Annotated in this window: 16 protein-coding genes; 11 read left to right on the plus strand and 5 right to left on the minus strand. The window is 64.4% G+C overall.

The annotated features are described in order from the left end of the window. Positions 1–1,416 carry an FAD-binding oxidoreductase gene (locus LWF01_RS16635; protein ID WP_349638488.1) on the plus strand — a complete coding sequence of 472 codons (1,416 nt, stop codon included), beginning with the start codon at positions 1–3 and terminating at the stop codon, positions 1,414–1,416. Positions 1,417–1,468: 52 nt separating this feature from the next. On the opposite strand, the gene LWF01_RS16640 is transcribed toward LWF01_RS16635, so the two are convergent. The 3 genes from LWF01_RS16640 to LWF01_RS16650 form a co-directional block, all read right to left on the minus strand. After that, complete coding sequence (locus LWF01_RS16640) at positions 1,469–2,692, minus strand: alpha-hydroxy acid oxidase (RefSeq protein WP_349638489.1); 1,224 nt, start codon at positions 2,690–2,692, stop codon at positions 1,469–1,471. 27 nt (positions 2,693–2,719) lie between these two features. Further along, complete coding sequence (locus tag LWF01_RS16645; RefSeq protein WP_349638490.1) at positions 2,720–3,085, minus strand: A1S_2505 family phage non-structural protein; 366 nt, start codon at positions 3,083–3,085, stop codon at positions 2,720–2,722. A 194-nt stretch (positions 3,086–3,279) separates the two neighbouring features. Beyond that, positions 3,280–4,437: a bifunctional NAD(P)H-dependent oxidoreductase/GNAT family N-acetyltransferase gene (locus tag LWF01_RS16650; protein WP_349638491.1), complete on the minus strand. Its 1,158-nt coding sequence runs from the start codon at positions 4,435–4,437 to the stop codon at positions 3,280–3,282. Positions 4,438–4,494: 57 nt separating this feature from the next. On the opposite strand from LWF01_RS16650, the gene LWF01_RS16655 reads away from it, so the two are divergent. From LWF01_RS16655 to LWF01_RS16665, 3 genes are all read left to right on the plus strand, one after another. Continuing rightward, the gene (locus LWF01_RS16655) at positions 4,495–4,944 is read left to right on the plus strand and encodes a MarR family winged helix-turn-helix transcriptional regulator (RefSeq protein ID WP_349638492.1); all 450 of its coding nucleotides are present in this window, start codon (positions 4,495–4,497) and stop codon (positions 4,942–4,944) included. A gap of 235 nt (positions 4,945–5,179) precedes the next feature. Next, complete coding sequence (locus LWF01_RS16660; protein WP_349638493.1) at positions 5,180–6,625, plus strand: Na+/H+ antiporter NhaC family protein; 1,446 nt, start codon at positions 5,180–5,182, stop codon at positions 6,623–6,625. A gap of 2 nt (positions 6,626–6,627) precedes the next feature. Continuing rightward, entirely contained in the window at positions 6,628–8,193 is a 1,566-nt protein-coding gene (locus LWF01_RS16665; protein ID WP_349638494.1) for an N-acyl-D-amino-acid deacylase family protein, read from the plus strand. A gap of 201 nt (positions 8,194–8,394) precedes the next feature. On the opposite strand, the gene LWF01_RS16670 is transcribed toward LWF01_RS16665, so the two are convergent. Together LWF01_RS16670 and LWF01_RS16675 are read right to left on the minus strand one after the other, a co-directional pair. Beyond that, positions 8,395–8,997: a hypothetical protein gene (locus LWF01_RS16670; RefSeq protein ID WP_349638495.1), complete on the minus strand. Its 603-nt coding sequence runs from the start codon at positions 8,995–8,997 to the stop codon at positions 8,395–8,397. Positions 8,998–9,115: 118 nt separating this feature from the next. Continuing rightward, positions 9,116–9,322, minus strand: coding sequence for a hypothetical protein (locus tag LWF01_RS16675; RefSeq protein ID WP_349638496.1), 207 nt, complete (start codon positions 9,320–9,322; stop codon positions 9,116–9,118). A 4-nt stretch (positions 9,323–9,326) separates the two neighbouring features. On the opposite strand from LWF01_RS16675, the gene LWF01_RS16680 reads away from it, so the two are divergent. From LWF01_RS16680 to LWF01_RS16710, 7 genes are all read left to right on the plus strand, one after another. Next, positions 9,327–9,650 carry a DNA cytosine methyltransferase gene (locus LWF01_RS16680; RefSeq protein WP_349638497.1) on the plus strand — a complete coding sequence of 108 codons (324 nt, stop codon included), beginning with the start codon at positions 9,327–9,329 and terminating at the stop codon, positions 9,648–9,650. Between the two features lie 552 nt (positions 9,651–10,202). After that, positions 10,203–10,772: a hypothetical protein gene (locus LWF01_RS16685; protein WP_349638498.1), complete on the plus strand. Its 570-nt coding sequence runs from the start codon at positions 10,203–10,205 to the stop codon at positions 10,770–10,772. A 404-nt stretch (positions 10,773–11,176) separates the two neighbouring features. Beyond that, positions 11,177–12,667 (plus strand): exopolysaccharide biosynthesis polyprenyl glycosylphosphotransferase, encoded by a 1,491-nt coding sequence (locus tag LWF01_RS16690; protein WP_349638499.1) that lies wholly within the window; start codon positions 11,177–11,179, stop codon positions 12,665–12,667. Beyond that, the gene (locus LWF01_RS16695; RefSeq protein WP_349638500.1) at positions 12,667–13,971 is read left to right on the plus strand and encodes a glycosyltransferase family 4 protein; all 1,305 of its coding nucleotides are present in this window, start codon (positions 12,667–12,669) and stop codon (positions 13,969–13,971) included. The genes LWF01_RS16690 and LWF01_RS16695 overlap by 1 nt, the downstream gene beginning before the upstream one ends. Beyond that, positions 13,968–15,137, plus strand: a complete 1,170-nt coding sequence (locus LWF01_RS16700) for a hypothetical protein (RefSeq protein WP_349638501.1) — start codon at positions 13,968–13,970, stop codon at positions 15,135–15,137. The genes LWF01_RS16695 and LWF01_RS16700 overlap by 4 nt, the downstream gene beginning before the upstream one ends. Before the next feature lie 11 nt (positions 15,138–15,148). Further along, entirely contained in the window at positions 15,149–16,639 is a 1,491-nt protein-coding gene (locus LWF01_RS16705) for a glycosyltransferase (RefSeq protein ID WP_349638502.1), read from the plus strand. Continuing rightward, positions 16,636–17,970 carry a hypothetical protein gene (locus LWF01_RS16710; protein WP_349638503.1) on the plus strand — a complete coding sequence of 445 codons (1,335 nt, stop codon included), beginning with the start codon at positions 16,636–16,638 and terminating at the stop codon, positions 17,968–17,970. Before LWF01_RS16705 ends, LWF01_RS16710 begins: the two co-directional genes overlap by 4 nt. Positions 17,971–17,983: the final 13 nt, after the last annotated feature.

Genomic DNA, 17,983 nt, shown 5'->3' on the forward strand with positions numbered 1-17,983 from the left:
ATGGCGAGGAAGGTGGGCACTGTGGCCCTTCGGCAGCCGGTGGTCGACCGGGGCAATGTCGACATCGCCCCACTCGTGTCGGCGCTTCCGGCTTCGGCGGTGATCGTCGATCCGGACAAGATGGCTTCCTACCGATGGGATCGGGCAAACGACCCAGATGCCGGTTATCCACTCGCCGTCGTGCGCGTCGAAAGCGCGGAGGACGTGCAGACGGCGGTGCGGTTCGCCGTCAAACATCACCTTCCGGTGATTACCAGGGGCGCCGGATCCGGCCTCTCGGGCGGGTCGTCTGCGGTCGAAGGCTGCATCATGGTCTCGACCGAACGGATGAGGGCAATCCAGATCGACCGAACGACCCGCACCGCGGTGGTCGAACCGGGCGCGCTCAACGCGGAGGTGAAGGCTGCCGCCGCCGAGCACGGCCTCTGGTATCCGCCCGATCCTTCGTCGTTCGAGATCTGCTCAATCGGGGGCAACGTCGCGACCAACGCCGGCGGGCTGTGTTGTGTGAAGTACGGCGTGACGTCCGACTACGTGCTGGGGATGACGGTCGTTCTTGCCGACGGACGGATTGTGAAACTCGGCGGTCCGCGGCTCAAAGACGTCGCCGGCCTGTCGCTGACCAAGCTTTTCGTCGGGAGCGAGGGAACGCTGGGAATCATCACCCAGATCATCCTGCGGTTGATCCCGGCGCAGCGTCCGGCGTCAACGCTGGTAGCTTCATTCCGCGCGCTCGACGACGCCACCGCGACAATACTGCAGATCACCGAGGCGATGCGGCCCTCGATGCTTGAGTTCATGGACAAGGCCACGATCAACGCGGTCGAGGACGTCTCAAGGATGGACCTCGACCGGCAGGCCGAGGCGATGCTCGTCGTCCAGTCAGATGAGCCGGCAGGTTACGCCGCCGAGGAGATCGACCGAATCACCGAGATCTGCGCGCGGAACAACGCCTCGGATGTCTTCAGCACCGACGACCCGGAGGAAGGTAACGCATTCGTCACCGCCCGCCGGATGGCGATCCCTGCGGTCGAACGGAAGGGCTCGCTGCTGCTGGAGGACGTCGGCGTTCCGGTGCCGGAACTCGGCGCCCTGGTGCGTGGAATCGCCGAGATCGCCGCCGGACATGGACTGACGATCGCCGTAATCGCGCATGCCGGCGACGGCAACACCCACCCGCTCCTGGTTTTCGACCCGATGGACGCAGACGAGGCACGCCGGGCCCAACTCGCGTACGGCGAGGTGATGCGGCTGGCGATATCGCTTGGCGGCACAATCACCGGCGAGCACGGGGTCGGACGGCTCAAGAAGCCGTGGTTGCCCGAGTGCCTCGGCGATGACGCACTCGGCCTGAACCACGTGCTCAAGGCTGCCCTCGATCCCGATGGCGTTCTCAATCCGGGCGTGGGGTTTTAGCCGAAGAACCGCCGGCGGCCCGCTGACAACCGGCCGACCCGAGCATCGATTCTCAGCGATCGGCGAACCGGCGGACAATTGAGGGTCCCTGCTCACGTAGCTCCTGAAGTGTCGTCACGCCGAGCAGCGCCATCGTCTGCTCCAGATCCCGGCGCAGTAGCCCGATCACGTGGCTGACTCCGGCTCGCCCTCCGGCGATCAGGCCCCAGAGGTACGGCCGGCCGATCATGACCGCATCCGCGCCGAGTGCCAGCGCGATCGCGACATCCACGCCGGTGCGCACACCGGAATCCATCAGGATCGTGACGTCTTCGCCGACGGCCTTCCGCACGTCGGCGATCATGTCGACCGGCGGCACCAGTTGGTCGAGCTGCCGGCCGCCGTGGTTCGAAAGCTGCACGCCATCTGCGCCCAGGTCGACGCAGCGCTGCGCGTCATCCGGACTGACCGGACCCTTGATCACCAGCTTGCCCGGCCAGAGCTCCCGGATCTTCCTGATGTCCGACCAGCTGACGCTGGGGTCGAACTGGTCGTTGATGTAGGCGGTGGAGCCGCCGCCAAACTCGGGCGCTGACTTCGCGATGTTGTCGAATCGCAGCGAGGGCTGGGTGACGACACCGGTCCAGTAACCCGGTTTGCGTCCAATGTCGATCAGGCTGGAGAGCGTCAACTGCGGCGGTATGGTCAGGCCGTTTCGCCGGTCACGCACCCGGTTACCACCGACGGCGGAGTCGATGGCGATCTCGAGCACCCGGTATCCGCTGGCATCGGCTCGGGCGATCATGTCTTCCGTCGTCGACCGGTCCTTGAAGATGTAGAGCTGGAACCAGAGATTTCGCGGCGCACAGGCAGTGGTCAGGTCCTCAAGCGTGGTGGTCGCCATCGTCGACAGCGCGTAGGGCAGATTCGCCGCGCCGGCCGCGGCGGCAACCGCCGGCTCACCGGCGGGGGCGAGCATCCGGGTGTAGCCGGTCGGCGCCAGGCCGATCGGAGCGTCGTATTGCTCGCCGAGCAGATCGACCGATGTGTCGACCTTCGAGACGTCGGATAGTGACCGCGGGACCAGGGAGTAGCGGCCAAAGGCTTCCACATTGGCGGCCAGGCTTCGTTCGGCTCCGGCTCCGCCCTGCAGATAATCGAAAATCGAGCGCGGAAGTTTGCGGCGGGCATACTTCTCCAGGTCAGCAACGGTGTGGCTCGCCAGCAGGCGACGTTTCGCCGGGTTGATCACCAGGTTTCGCTTACCCACCAGCGAGAGGATTTCCGCGACCTTCACTTCACTACCAACTTTCCGGTTCGACGTCTACCAACCTTCAGGCTTCACCACGTTCGGCGGCGCCTCGGCGAAGAGCGGAGCCACCTGCGCCTCGGTGTAGCCGGCGATTCCGCAGCCGACCTTGGTGAGCAGAAAAGTCAGCTCCGGATGGGCGGAGGCGAAGCGATTGAATTCCGCTGCGTTACGACGGAAGAGTTCGAACCCCTCCATGGTCGAAATTCCGTAGCTTTGGCCCATCGGCCCGTGACCCTGGCCCCAGACGGCGCCGAAGCGCTGGTAGGCGAGTAACGCCGCGCCGGCGCCATGCTGGCCCGAGTCGTTGCTGCCGAACACGAAGATTTCGTCATCGGCCAGGTCTTCGATCCGCTCAGGTGTCACCCGTTGCTCGTCCATCTGCCAAGCCTAACCATCCCAGCCGATTGAGCGCAGTCCGCGTCCTTGCGCAGCGTCTGGGCGCACCTACTTGCGCAGCGTCTGGGCGCACCTCCGCCGCAGATCGCGAGCTTCAGGCAGGATCGCGCGTGAGTACGCGCGCGTCCTGTCATGAGCTCCGCGTCCTGGCCGGTCGTGCCAAGCCAAGTGCGGCGTTACACCGCCTTGGTGAGGTAGACGGCATCGACGGCCGTACCCATCGGCGCTGGGTAGATTGCGTAGCCGGAGCGTCGATACAGGCCGATGTTGCGGTGGCTGTGCTGTCCGGTGAACAAGGCGATCGTCGACGTTCCGTCGGGTGCGTGGCGTTCGGAATGGGCCAGCAGCCACGATCCGATGCCGTTGCCGGCCTGATCGGGCGCGACCATCAGCCGCCCGATCTCCCAGGTTGAATCCTGAGTCCTTGCGCGGACCGCTGCCACCAGTCGACCTTGTCGGCGTACGATCCACACCCGCCAAGTCGTCACCCACATCTTGATGTCTGTTAACGTCTCGCGGAGCGGCCACAGGTCCAGGGTGTTGTTGGCCAGCGCCTCCTGCACCCAGCAACACCGCTGCAGTACCAGTAGCTCCGCCAGGTCATGCTCGCCGGCGACCGAAAGGGCGAGGCCGTCGACGGGACCAGGAGTCACGCCGTCCTGGTTCGGAGTGACGCTGTTCGGGCTGTCGCTGTCCTCAGTGTCGCCGTCCTGAGTGTCGCTGTTCGGGCTGCCGCCTTTCTGAGTCGCACGCAACGGTCGCAGCGCCCTTGCAACGCTGCTGAGTTCCTCAAGAACGTTACGTGCGGCTTGATCCAGGCTGGTGCCCTTTTGGACCAGACCGTCCTGAATGCTGTCGGCAATACGCAGAGCCACGGTCGCGCCGATCGGCATCATCCTCAACGTGGTGACCACCTGCTTAGCCATTTGTACCGAGCGGGTACCGGCCGAGGTATTGCCGTAACTGACGAAGGCTACAGGCTTCCACGCCCACTCCCGATACAAGTAGTCGAGGGCATTCTTCAGCACCGCAGGCATTCCGTAGTTGTACTCCGGGGTGATCACGACGAAGGCATCGGCACGGTCTACGAGACCGCTCCACGCTCGGGTGTGCTCCTTGGTGTACACCCCAGTAGACGGATGCTCGGGTTCGTCGAGAAATGGCAACGCCACCTCCGCGAGGTCGGCGATCTCGACGGTGATGCCGGCCTGTTCGGCATCCACCTGTGTTGCCTGGATGAACCAATCCGCGACGGCAGGACCCAGCCGTCCGGGTCGAGTGCTGGCCACGATGACGAGGAGACGGATCGGGTGATTTACAAGTTTCGTTGACATGTCATCAACTTAGAACAGCTTTCGATGACATGTCAACGACCTAGTAGGATGATCTTCATGGACACCAACTGGTTGAGCGAGGACGAAGAACAGGCGTGGCGCGCCTTCCGTCGATTGCTCACCGCCCTGCCGGCGAGATTGGGGCGGGACCTGGCAAACGACTCCGGCCTTTCCTCGGCCGACTACGAGGTGCTGAGCACATTGTCTGAAAAGCCAGATCACAGGTGGGAACTCAAGGATCTGGCGGACAAAATGGAATGGTCCCGAAGCAGACTGTCTCACCACGCCAGTCGAATGGAACACCGGGAGTTGATCGAGAAGGAGCCCGATGCTCAGGACGCTCGCGGCTGCGTGCTTCACCTGACCAGGCACGGCTTTAAAGTGCTGGAAGCGGCGGCTCATCACCATCTGCTCTCGGTGCGCAGCCGATTCCTCGACCACCTGAGCCCCGACGAGCTGATGGTGCTTGGCCGGGTCTCGGAGCGGATCGCCGACCTTCCAGATTGACGTCGATTGCTATCTACCAACGTCTAGCGCTATGCCAAGAACTAGGAATATCTTCCTAACCGGCAGCACACTCGGAAACATACGTTCCGCATAGCGTTTCTCGTTTGATGAGACGGCAGGCCGTATTCGGCGCGAATTTCGCGGTAATCGTTGACATATCGACGGTGACCCAGAACACTCAGAGGAAGTTCCCGTATCGTATCCCTGTATACCCGCCGCTCCCCGAGGTAATGTCATGGCCGAATCACCGGCGCCCCAGTCAGCCAAACCCAGCCAAAGCTCGAACGCCTACGACGTCGCGCTCACCCCGGGACGGACGCGCCTCGTCAACGTGATCGCGGCCGTCGGGGTTCTGCTATCGATCTACGCGGCCTTCGTGACCTCAGGTCCCACCTTGTGGGGTCTGTTGCCGATTGTGCTCTATGCCGTGCTGTGCCTGCTCGGTATGGACATCGTGATCGGTACGATCATCGCCCTGGTTTCGGGGCTGATCATTGCAAAGCTTCCGCCGCTCGGGATAGGCACCCTGATGGGCGAATCACTTGCGGATCAAATCACCATGATCGGCCTGATCATCATTCTTGGCGCAGGGGTCGGCGAGGTGCTCAAACTCACCGGAGTTGCCGAGACAATCGTGCACGGGGTGATGCGGGTCTTTGGAAGCAAGAGCAAACTGGCAGTCATCCTCGGCGTCATGCTGGCTTGCCTGATTCTGGTCGCCAGCCTGGGTACGCTGGCCGGAGCGCTTGCAATCGCGGCGCCGATCCTGCTCCCAATCACGGCTCGCCTGGGGTTCACCCGGTCCGCGACAGCATCGATGATGTTCATCGGCGGATGTGCCGGGCTGGCAATGGCTCCGTTCGCGGGGTCAAATGTCGCCATCATGGATGCCGCCGACGTCAGCTACCTTCAGTTCGTGCTGTTCGGCGCCGGGCCTTTGATGATCCTGTCGCTGGTCCTCGGTCTCGTCATCGTGCCTTGGATGCAACGCCGTACCGCCCGGCAAGGCGATTTCTACACCGAGGACGAGATCGGCACCGAATCCGCGGCACCGCCCAAGGGTGCCGGACGTACCACAGCCGTATTCCTCGGTCTGCTTATTATCACCGTTGTATATGCGACGATCGCAGCCGCGGACACAACCTTCCCGCTTCTGGCACTGCCGATCCTGGGGATCGTCACCGGACTCGCAGGCGGCATGTCTACCCGCAACATCGCGAACGCCATGTACCGGGGAGCCGCCAGCCTGGTCAGCATCTTCCTGTTGTTCTGGCTACTGGCCGCACTGTTTCAGGTCATCGACAAGCTGGCGCCTTTCGAAGTCATCCTGGAACTCGTCGGAGACAACCTGGCATCCGGTTCGCCCTTCCTGTTCACGATTGTGATCAGTCTGCTCGGCTGGGTCGGCATTCCCGGCGCGACGGCTGCGCAGGTGATCCTGTTGGACAAGGTCTTCGGCGACCTCGCGGGGACCATCGGAATCAGCGCAGGATCCTGGATCGTTGTCCTGCTCTTCGCTTCGAAGGCAGACACCTACGGGCCGTTCCCGAACGGCAATATGATCGGCGTCATGGGCCTCGCCCGCTCGTCGAACCTGAAAAACATGCTGATCACGGGATGGCTGCTGCTCGTCCCAGCCTGCGTGATGTACCTGATCATCCTCTTCTTTGAAACGAGATAACCGTGCAGAACTTCGACCTCGTGATCTCGAACGGCACCGTTATTGACGGCACCGGAGCGGCCGGCCGTGTGGCCAATGTCGGCATCACCGGGGGCAGGATCACCGCCGTGACGCCGGAAGCAGTAACAGGAGAGATCGGCATCGATGCCGAGGGTAAAGTCGTGTGCCCTGGGTTCATCGACCTGCACTCCCATGCCGATTTTTCGCTTGAGGGCTGGCCGGAAGCCACCACGCAGCTGCATCAGGGCGTGACGACGCTACTGACCGGAAACTGCGGCTGGTCGCCGTTCCCGGTGGGCGAGATGGAACGGCTGCAACGTTGGACGTCGTTCCTGGGTCCCGAGATCAGCTGGGCCTGGCATGACACTGCTGGCTTCGCCGAAACCCAGAACGAGGCTCGTCCAGCGATCAATTCGATCCTCCAGGTCGGACATCACGCGCTTCGGCTCGCCGTCATGGGCGAGGCGGAGCGGGCCCCGACGACCGAGGAACTGGACGGAATGTGCGAGCTGCTCCGGACCGCGGCATCCCAGGGCGCCCGTGGTTTCTCCACCGGGTTGATCTACGCTCCCGGAACCTATTCATCAGCCGCCGAGATCAGGACGCTTGTCCAGGTCGCGGCGGAATGCGATCTGCTCTACTCGACGCATATCCGCAACGAGTCGTTCAATCTGCTCGACTCGATCACCGAAGCGATCGAGGCAGCCGAGGCTGCCGGTGCGCGGCTGGAGATTTCACACCTGAAAGCGGTGAGTAAGCCCAATTACGGCCGCACCGCCGATGCTCTCGCCCTGATCGACGCCGCTCGAGCGCGCGGCGTCGACGTGACGGCAGACGTCTATCCATACACGGCTTCGAGCACAACACTAACTACCCGGCTGCCGACATCCGCGCTCGATGGCGGGGTCGAAGCGTTTCTCGCCAGGTTGCGAATCCCGGATGAACGCTCGTCGATTCTGGCCGGCACCCGCGCCGCTTTCGCCCGGGACGGCATCGCTGACGGCGTCGTCATCTCAGCCTTGCCGCCCGGGCAGTACGACTGGGCGCTCGGACTCTCGGTCGCCGAGATTGGGTCGCGGGAAGGAGTCGACGCCGCCGAGGCGACGCTTCGCATCCTGGAAGCGCATGAGGCTTCCGTCGCCATCGTGAGTCACGGCATGAGCGAAAACGATGTTCGGAACGTGCTCCGGCATCCGCAGGTGTCAGTCGCCAGCGACGGCTGGGTAATGAGACCAGAAGGCGAGGGGCAGCCCCACCCACGGAACTTCGGCACGTTCAGCCGGGTGCTCGGACACTACAGCCGAGACGAGAAGGTCCTCAGCCTCGAAGAGGCAATTCGGAAAATGACATCGCTACCGGCAAGCAGGCTGAAGCTGGCGGACCGGGGCGTCCTGGCCGAAAGCATGGTCGCCGACATCGCCGTCTTCGATCCCGAGGCGGTCTCCGACCCGTCGACCTTCCAGGACCCGTGGCAGCTGTCCACCGGGTTCTCCGAGGTACTCGTCGCCGGCCAGGCGGTGCTCCGGGATGGAAACCCCACCAAGGCTCGGCCCGGGATCGTTCTCTAAGGCGGGCATTCCAGCGGCAGGTTGTCTCGGCATGTGCTCTGGCGCACCGGCCCTAGGTGCGGTGGCCGCGGCCGGCCCTAGGTGTACTGATCGGGGACGTTGGTTAAGCGGTGGATGGGTGGCTGGTTCCCGATGGCGGTGTGTGGCCTGTGGTGAGCGAGCGCATACCGAGACCAAGCCTCCGGTTCGGTTGATTTGGACTCAGTCGAGCTGGGCTCCAAAGGCGGCCGCCACATCTCGGGTGAGCTGGAGGCGTTGCTGCAGCTCGTCGAGGTCGGGCTCGCCCGGCCCGTGGATACTCACGCTGCCTGGCGCCAGCACCAGCCACATACGGGTCGCCGCCAGCGTCGGGCCCAGCGGGGCCAGGCGCTGTAGCGCCTCGGGGTCACCTCCGAAGTGCGACAGCTCGCCGCTCTTGACCAGCGGTCCGCCGCCGAGATCGCGGGGTACAGCCGTGGTGGCCATCCCGATCTCGTCCTTGGCGACCGCTGCCATGCGCGGCAGGTTTTCTCGCGCGGCAGTCACGAGCACGTGCCACCGACCGTTGAAGGCGAAGCCGCCGATGTTCGGGGCGTCGGCTTCCCAGGACTGCGCGGTGAAGCCCTGCTGGGCCAGGTCGCCGACCACGAGGTTGCACACCTTCGGATGCAACTGCGGCGCTAGCACCTGCGATGGGTACTGGATCGTGGCATCGGGCGGGTCGGCGACGTACCAACCCTGCTCCCGAGCCCAGGCTGCGACCGGGCCGCGAGCCTCGCGACTGTGCTCCTCGCGTCGTTCCTTGAACTTGCCGAACACCGACATCCACTCCTCGGATCGGGTCAGGCATCCGAGCCTACGCCCCCGACACCGGCGTGGGAAGCGCCTGACCCCGCGCCCGATCCTCCTGCCCGATCCTCGCGCCCGATCCCCGCGCCTGATCTCAGGGCTGGCCTGGCCTGCCGAGGAGCTGCGGATTCTCGGGGAATCCCGAGTTGCCATCGCCGGCCTCCCCGGGCTCGTCATCCTCGACGACATGTGCGGGCACGGAGTCTCGCGCCGCCTGCTGGATGTCCTCGCGCACCTCCTCCGCGATCTCGCTGATCTGGCGGCGCCACTCGAGCACGGCTCGGTCATGGGCATGCTTCACGCAGGTGGCGAGCCGACTGGGTGAGGTGGTCGGGACTCCCTCGGCGAAGTCGATCGAGGTCACCAGCGCCGTTGCGTCGAGGACCACGGTCACAACCGGCGGCGGCTCATCGAAGCAGGCCCTGGTCATCGCTGACCGTGGAGAGATGAAGGTGCGCTGGCTGACGCCGGTCGAGTGCGCCCGCCTCATGGGTGCCGACAAGTTCAAGACGCGCGCGCGAACGGACAATCAGGAGCTCTTCGGGTTCGGCGACGCTGTGGTCGTCGACGTCATCGCCTGGATCGCCGACCACTACCTGCTTCCGCTACTTCGTCCCGCAGTGAAGTAGCTCCGTTTACACTCGGACCTCAGCTCCACTCCACATTGGGAGGCCTTCTTCATCCCGTAAATTCAGACCGTGTCGTCGCACGAATTCAACCAACCTACCTAGGCAGTACACCTAGGGGCGGCGGCGCGGGGGCTCGTGGACGGGTGGCGCGTGCCATTCCGAGGGCGGACTCGGCATGTCGAGGCGTCTCTACGCATATATAGCGCAAATCCTAGGCAGCCGAATACGCTGCAATCGCCGTGCTCTCGCGTAGGTCGCGAGCCGTGTGCAGGAACCACGCCTGAATTCACCCGCGGTTTCGGCATAGGCTTCGCGTTCTAGGCGGCGGACCCGCATAGAGTTCGCGTTCTGCGCCCCGGGAGCCTTCGACAGGCCCAAGCCGACTTCCCTAAGGACACCGGTCGTCGAGGACTGACTAACCCTGTATAGCTTCATCGCTAGCGACGTGGATACACCCCGATCGCAGACACGCCCAGTCATGCCGTCTGCCCGGAATCCGGCCTCAGGTGTGAAAGCCTGCAAGCGCAGCCCCACAACCGATTGAGGAGTGACATGGCCGAGAACAAGGGTGCCCACGTACTCGATCCGAACGAAACCGACCAGGACCGGACCCAGCTCCTGACCTCGTCTCGCCCGTCAACGGATGGCGAGACCCAGCGGCTTGACCGGTCGCCGCGTTCGACGTCAGCAGATCCGGAGAACGAGACGCTGTTCCGCCGGGACCGCGCAGAGACATTCCCACGGACGCATACCCCTGCGGATGACGATGGCAAGCCCGCCCGGACAAGCGGCAGCGCAGCCTTCGCCCTGATTTTCGGTCTACTGGCTTTCGTCTCCGCCTTGACAGTCGTGCTGTCCCCGTTGGCCTTGATCCTGAGCATTTTCGGCCTCTTTCTCGGCATGGCAGGCTCGCGGGCGGCGCGATCCGTTCGGATCACCGGCAAGGCGCTCGCCGTGAGCGGCACGGTGCTTTCAGTCATCGCGCTGATTATTTCGGTCGCCGCGATCGCAGCCGGGATCATCTTCCTCAACAACGGTGATGCCGTCAGCGCGGCGGAGCAGTGGCTCGAACAGCTGCTGGCCGGTATCCCGAAGGACATCACAATTCCCAAACCCTGGTAGCAAGCTGAGCGACTAAGGGCCGTCGAGGCATGACTTCGACGGCCTTTTTGCTGTCCCCGCGCAGCAGCTGAAGCCCGGACGGAACACGGTTGAACACTGCCCGTCATGTCGCAGAACACCGACACTCATGTCTTAAGGACTTCGTAGACAGTAGACCGCACTTCGCGGCAGGCCCGCACGCCCTGCCCGCCCTCCAAAGCTGCCCGCAAGCCGCCCGTCAAAGCCCGCCAAGCCGCCCGGCACGCCCGCCCGGGACGCCCGCGTTCGCGGTTCCCCACAATTCCGCAGTCTTGGCTGCGGGCTACCACACCACAATCCGCATTCGAGTCTCTTCGCCTTGCGGCGGTCGTACGGTCTGGAAGTAACAGCTCAGCTAGCCAGCCCCGCACCGTTAGGAGGACACCTTGAATTCCGGATTCTCCCGCGCAAACCCAGCTGCCCGCCAGACCGAAGAAACGCAAGAGATCCCGACACATCCAACGTTGATGCCGTCGACCGCGCACATCATCGACCAGCGAAAAGTGTTTCAGCACGACGACTGGCAGGCGATCGACAAGAACCCGCCGCAGGAAAAGAAGACTCACCGGTTGTGGTCATCGCAGCGCTTTGTGCTCTCACTCCTCGCCCTCGACCTCATCGTCGCCCTGTTCACGATTCTCGGCATAATCATCGGCTCGCGTGACAGCTCGCTGCTTACGGTCACGGAACTTGCCCTGTGCGTCATCGCATGGTTCATTTGCTCGGCGATCCTGGGCGGGCTCTCATCGCGCCGCGAGGAATCAACCAGCCGATCAGTGAGTTTCCGCGCCGGATTCACCACATTGGCACTGTGCATCGTGGCCTCCGCGCTTCCCGGACTGGTCAGTCACCCGGCGCAGCTGTTCATTATGGTCGGCGCGCTGACCGCTGGAAGCGTGATCGGGCGTTCGATCTTCCGCCGCTACTCCTCACCGGTGGTCCTCGTCGTCGGGGGCGATGCCGAAGAGGCGCCGGTCGCCGCCGGCGTGCAGGCCCGTCGGCTCGAGGTGACACCCGAACTGCGGGCGGATTCCGCGGCCCTGATCGCCAAGATCCGCGAGACCGCACGGAGCTACGATGCCTGTTCGGTCGAACTCAACGGCCAGCTTGGGCTCTCCGCGGACCAACTGCAGGGGCTCAGCTGGGAACTGCGGGAACAGCAGGCCAGCCTCCGGTTCGCAATCGCGGGCGGGCCATTGCGGGCAAGCAGGGTCCACGCCGTGATGAGCGGCGATCATGCCGTGCTGGAAATCTCCGCCCCGCAGCAGCCCTGGGCGGTCAGGGCGGCCAAGCGAACTTTCGACATCGTAGGTTCGGCACTTCTCCTGCTGCTCTTCTCTCCGCTTCTGCTGATCCTGGCAGTTCTGGTCAAGGTCACCAGCAAAGGCCCGGTCTTCTACCGGCAGGAACGGATCGGCCGACATGGCAGACCGTTCAAAATGTGGAAGTTCCGTTCGATGGTCGACAATGCCGACGCCCAGCTGCACGCGCTGCTGGCTCAGCAGTCAAAGGGTGATCAGCCACTCTTCAAGGTCGATAACGACCCGCGAATCACCCGATTCGGCGCCGTGATGCGCCGCTACTCGCTGGATGAGCTGCCGCAGCTCTTCAACGTACTTGGCGGAACCATGAGCCTGGTCGGGCCTCGACCGCAACGCCCGTCGGAGGTGGCGCTCTACAGTGGCGGCGCGGTCCACCGGCTCGGCGTGCTTCCCGGGATGACCGGGCTGTGGCAGGTCAGCGGCCGGTCACGGCTGACCTGGGAGGCTGCACAACGTCTCGATATCGACTACGCGCACAACTGGTCGCTCGGCAAGGACCTGTGGATCCTGACCCGAACGGCCCGGGCTGTGCTCGGCGCGGACGGAGCCCAGTGATGTCCGGCCCGGCCGCGCCATCAGGAGAACTTCGGGTCTGCCACCTGCTGCACAACAGCAATGTGGGCGGCGTCGAGGTAGCAGCAGACGCTCTCCGAGCCGAACCACCGCACGGGATGACGTACCGGGTGGCCACGCTGGCCCCAGCCCGGAACACCGCCCAAACGCCGGCCGGAAGAGTAGCCGGAAACACTGGTGCGACGACAAGCGGGGCGGTGCTGAACGCGCCGGATTGCGTGGGGCTCGGCCTGAACAATCCGCTGTCGGTGATTCCGATCCTGCGCTGGATTCGCCGAAGCAACCCGGACCTCGTGATCGCCTCGCTGTGGCGCTCCGTCCTCGTCGGGTCGGCGGCACGCATCCTCAGCCCCGGCAGGCCCTTCATCGTCTTCCTGCACAACACCCGGTTCAAGAACCGCCTCGACCGGCTGGCTCACCGGATCGGCCTCGCGCTCGCCGATGCCGTATTCTGCGATGCGGAGTCGACCCGACGCGCGATGACGAATGAACTCGCCGGCAAAGTGGTGCACATCGTGCCGCTGCTGGCCAGGCGCCCGCTGGCCGCAACCAGCACAGAGCCAACCAGCACAGCGTCGACCAGCCCGGGCCGGGTGGCTCAAGCCGAACCGGAGTCCGAAACACCGCAAAGATCCCTACAGCTCGTCTACTGGGGACGAATCACCCGGCAGAAGCGGATCGACCGCGCACTGCGGGTACTCGCCGAACTCGCCGCAATCAGTGCCGTTCCCGTGCGACTGACCCTGATCGGACCGGACAACGGCGAGCGGCGGAACCTGGAACAGCTGGCTCGGTTCCTTGACGTCACAGAACTGGTGACCTGGCAGCCGGCCGCGGACTGGGAAACCTTGCGGACTTACGCACAGACCGCCGACTTCTTCATCCAGCTCAGTGAGTTCGAGGGCCTCGGCATGTCCGTCATAGAAGCAATGCAGCTGGGTCTGGTTCCGGTCGTGACGCCGGTCGGCCAGATCGCCGAATACACCGAGCACGACGCAAATGCCATCCATCACACCGCCGACCTGCTGACCGCCAGCCTGATCAATGCCACCTGGCAGGATCGGGATCACTACCGACGGCTGTCCGAGGCCGCAGCCGAACACTGGCGGGATGCCCCAACGCTGCAGGATTCCTTCGCGAGCGCATGCCAGTCCGTCGCCGACCTGGGCAGCGGGGCCGGACAACGCACGGCAACCTCCGGACGACGAGTGGCAACCTCCAGCAACGGTTCCGAGCTGCACGGGACGACCAGCAGCCCGCAGGTTCCACCCCAGGCCGCGTCATGACGTCGACACTTTCCACCAGCCTCTCGGCCCGTCGGATCTACGGCTCCCCGGCCCAGATCATCACCGTTGCCTGCGCCGGCCTGGCCGCCATGCTTTCGATAGTTTCCTACACCGTTCTTCCAGAACGCTTCCTACTCGATAACAGCCATATCGCCGAGGCGATTGTCAGTCCGCTGGCCGCCGAGGAGACGCCTTCGTTCCGGAATATTGCGGCGATCTACCGCAGCCTGGGCTTCGCGGAACAGCCGGCGCTGGCCGCCCTGGTTTCGCTCGTCCTGTTCACCGTGGCTGTCTTCGCCGCAACCAGATGGTCGCGGCTGGCGCAGTTCGGCGTGATCGGGCTGGCAGTTGTCGGCATCAGCTTCGTCCTGGCTGTCGCCTACCTAGCCCAGTACAGCAAGGAAGTGCTGACGCTGGTGATTGTGCTTGTGCTGCTCGTCATGCCGCGCAAGCCGTATGCCGATGCCATCCTGGCCCTGCTGATGGTTGGTTACGGGCTGTTCCTGCGCCCGTACTGGGTCATCATCGCCGGGATGTACCTGGTGTGGCGGATTTTGCTTCCCAGGCTCAAGAATCCGCTCCTGGTGATCGGTGCCGTAGCCGTCGGATACGCGCTGCTGGAGATCGCGTTCCGAACCGTCCTCTCGGTTGGCCTCACCTCCAACCGCGCGGAGATCAACGCCTCCCGCGTGGACGACGACGTGGCCTCGCTCATTGTCGATCCGCTGCCGACTGATGGCGCGCTGGCCGCCGTGAACGCGACCGCGCTGCTGCTGATGCTGCTGGTCCCGGTGACCCTGGTTGTCACCGGGAACCTGTTTCACGTGGTGTCGGCCGTGGTGATCGCATTCCTCTGGCTCACCGCGATCGTCGGCTATATCCGGCTCCGGCGCGAAGGAAACGCCACGACCCTGGCGGGTAGGCCGGATTTCGCAGGCGCACCCAACGGCACAGCGCCCAACGACACAGCGAGCAACGGCGCGTACCCGCCGGGAGCGCCCGCCACGATCCGGGCCGCCCGGGCCGCAGCCCTGCTGTTCGCCGTCGTTTTCGTGCAGGCAATCTTCGAGCCCGACTTCGGGTCATACCTCAAACACCTGACCCCGTTGCTCCCGCTATTCCTCACCCTTGTACCGCTCAAATCACGATCGGAGTCAAAGCCATGAGAATCCTTCACGTGACCGATGCCAGCTCAGGCGGCGTTCTGACCTCCGTCACCACACTCGCCCGGCAGCAGGCCGAACACCCGGACCGGCATGAGGTCATTTTCGCCTTCGTGCCGCGCAGCGATACGCCCGCCAAGGAGCAGATCCAGCAACTAACCGGACCGCGGGTCAACGTCCAGCAGTGGTCGACGACGACAACGATTCGACGGCTGATCGACCTCGTGCACGGTCTGTCGCGGACCCTTGCCCGGACCCAGTGCGATGTCGTTCACCTGCATTCCTCCCGGGCCGGATTCCTCGGCCGGTTCATCGCGGTTGCTGTCGGCGGGAGCGCCCGGGTTGTGTACAGCCCGCACGCTTTTGCTTTCGCGCAGGCCGGAATGCACCCGCACAAACGCGCCATATACCTCACGCTTGAGCGGATGGCGGTCCGCTGGGATTCCAAGTTGATCCTGGTTTCCGAGACCGAGCGGGACGTCGCCACCAAGTACCTGCCAGGCAGCCGCACCGCAGTACTGCCCAACGCCGTCAACACAGCGGAACTCCTCGGCTACAAGAAACCGTCGGCATCGCCGAGGATGTCGCAGCCGGCCGGCGCTCGCATTGGCACCGTGGCACATGCCGCCGTGGCGCAGCAAGGCACCAAGGCCGCGACCGGCAACCAGGTCCGGAGCCACGGCTCCCGCGAAGACCGGGCCGCGACCGACACCCTGGTTCGGCCGGACAGCGCACGACCGAACGGTTCGCGGAACCAGGGCGGAACACCGAACGGCACCCGGCAGGATAGCGCCGGACCGAACGGCGCACGAGCCGACGGTTCGACACCGAGCGGCGGCCAAGCCGGCGGTGTGACACCGAACGGCGCACAACAGACCGGGGGCCTGCCCGGCAAGGCAGCCACGGTTCGCACCATCGTGCACATCGGCCGAATCGCCGAACAGAAGGCACCGACGCTGTTCGGCTCCGTCATCCAGTTGCTGGATGAGCGGCTTGCCGAGGTTCCGGATCTCGCGGCTCGCGCCCTCTGGCTCGGCGAAGGTGATCGGAAGCTACTGGGGAGCAATGCCCGGTTCGTCGAGGTCAGCGGTTGGCTCGCTCCGGATGAGTTGCGCCATAAATTGGCGGCCGCCGATCTGGTGCTGTTCACCTCGAGAGGGGAAGGGATGCCACTCGCTCTCCTGGAAGCGCAGGCGATTGGACTGCCGATCGTGGCCTCAAAGGTTACCGGCGTGACCGACATCGTCGATCATGGGCGCACCGGATTCCTCGCCGACACGGCGGAAGAACTCGCCGACCATGTCTTCACCCTGCTGCGCGATGACGAGCTTCGGGTCCAGATGGGCTTCGCCGCCTCGCACCGCAGCGCGGCTCATTTCGATCAACGCTCGCTCGCTCAGCGATCGCTTCAGGCGTACCTCTCACTCAACCTGAGCGGGGCAGCCGACTCAATAAGCAGCATGGAACGCCATCCAACACACGGATCCATCGAGGAGACGAAATGAACGTCCCGTTTGTCCTCACCGCATTACGCCGCTACTGGTACGTGTTGATCGGATGCGTCATCATCGGAATGGCCGCGTCAGCCGCGGTCAGCTCGGCAATGCCGAAGAAGTACGAGGCCAGGACGCAGCTCCTGTTGACTATCGACCTCCCGGAGAACGCCGAACCGTCGTCCGGAAATGCCTACGTCCGGGATCGGATCGCCACCTACAGTGAGTTCGTTGGCTCGGACATCGTGATCGATGCCGCGCGCAGCCGGCTCGGACTCGATGAGTCCACCCGGTTTCTGGCCAACCGGATAAAGGTCGCGGTGGAACCGGACACCGTGATTCTGACAATCACCGCGACCTGGAACTCACCGGAAGAGGCCGCGGAAGTAGTCAACGCCGTCGCACGCTCGTTCGCGGAACTGACCCCGCAGCTCGACAACCAGGGCACCGGTGGCCCGGTGCTCAACGTCACTATCTTCGACCCGGCAACCGTGCCGACCCAGGCGGCTCCGCCCTTCCCGGTACCGATAGTCCTGCTCGGCGCAATCGGAGGACTCGCCATCGGTCTGCTGCTCACCCTCTTCTTCGAGCTGCGAAACCCATACGTGCGAAGTCTCCGGGAGTTCGCGGACTCTGCCGATTCCAAAGTGCTGGCAACGCTTGGCCCTCCCGGGCATCCAGACCTGATCCGGGCAGCACCGAAAGATCGGGAACGACCGAAGTCAGGACACGACGAGGCCGACGCCATCGGGCATTCCATCGCCGCCCTCTACACCCGGATCGGACTGAACACCGCCGAAACCTATCAGCGGGTCATCACGATCACCTCCGCAAACCCAAGCCTCGGATCGGCGCCTACCGCGTGGGAACTGGCCCGCACCGCTTCGGCAAGTGGTCTGCACTGCGTGGTGGTTGCCGGCGATCCTTCCGCTCGTGCCTTCTTCGAGGACCGGATCGAGACCGAAGGCCTGGCTCCCGGACGAGCCGACCCCGAGTTGCTGCCTCCCGAGCTGCTTCCGCTGCCGAGCGGCGGAGTTCTGGGCCTCAGATCGCTACGGGCCGCACTCCGGGACCTCGCGGCGAACGCGGACGTCGTCCTGATTGCCGCGCCGCCCGTGCTCGATGACCCGAATGTGCATAGCTACCTGCAGATCAGCCACGGAGTCGTGCTCCTCGCCCCGAGCCGGCGCAGCCGCTATTCAACCATCCGGGCGTCGTCAGATCTCATCAGGGCAGCCGACGCTGAACTGCTCGGTGTGGTCGCCGTCTCAACGAAGGGCCCCATCATGAAAACTCCACGGCAACACAACGCAGTCCCGCTCTTCGCCAAGGCCGCGTCATGAACCGGCCATGGTT

The organism is Saxibacter everestensis, assembly GCF_025787225.1.
GTDB lineage: Bacteria > Actinomycetota > Actinomycetes > Actinomycetales > Brevibacteriaceae > Saxibacter > Saxibacter everestensis.

Coding starts and splice junctions, on each gene's coding strand:
- LWF01_RS16650 (WP_349638491.1), bottom strand. CDS start 4,437: ATGTCAACGAAACTTGTAAATCACCCGATCCGTCTCCTCGTCATCGTG.
- LWF01_RS16710 (WP_349638503.1), top strand. CDS start 16,636: ATGAACGTCCCGTTTGTCCTCACCGCATTACGCCGCTACTGGTACGTG.
- LWF01_RS16695 (WP_349638500.1), top strand. CDS start 12,667: ATGTCCGGCCCGGCCGCGCCATCAGGAGAACTTCGGGTCTGCCACCTG.
- LWF01_RS16700 (WP_349638501.1), top strand. CDS start 13,968: ATGACGTCGACACTTTCCACCAGCCTCTCGGCCCGTCGGATCTACGGC.
- LWF01_RS16670 (WP_349638495.1), bottom strand. CDS start 8,997: ATGTCGGTGTTCGGCAAGTTCAAGGAACGACGCGAGGAGCACAGTCGC.
- LWF01_RS16685 (WP_349638498.1), top strand. CDS start 10,203: ATGGCCGAGAACAAGGGTGCCCACGTACTCGATCCGAACGAAACCGAC.
- LWF01_RS16660 (WP_349638493.1), top strand. CDS start 5,180: ATGGCCGAATCACCGGCGCCCCAGTCAGCCAAACCCAGCCAAAGCTCG.
- LWF01_RS16655 (WP_349638492.1), top strand. CDS start 4,495: ATGGACACCAACTGGTTGAGCGAGGACGAAGAACAGGCGTGGCGCGCC.
- LWF01_RS16645 (WP_349638490.1), bottom strand. CDS start 3,085: ATGGACGAGCAACGGGTGACACCTGAGCGGATCGAAGACCTGGCCGAT.
- LWF01_RS16635 (WP_349638488.1), top strand. CDS start 1: ATGGCGAGGAAGGTGGGCACTGTGGCCCTTCGGCAGCCGGTGGTCGAC.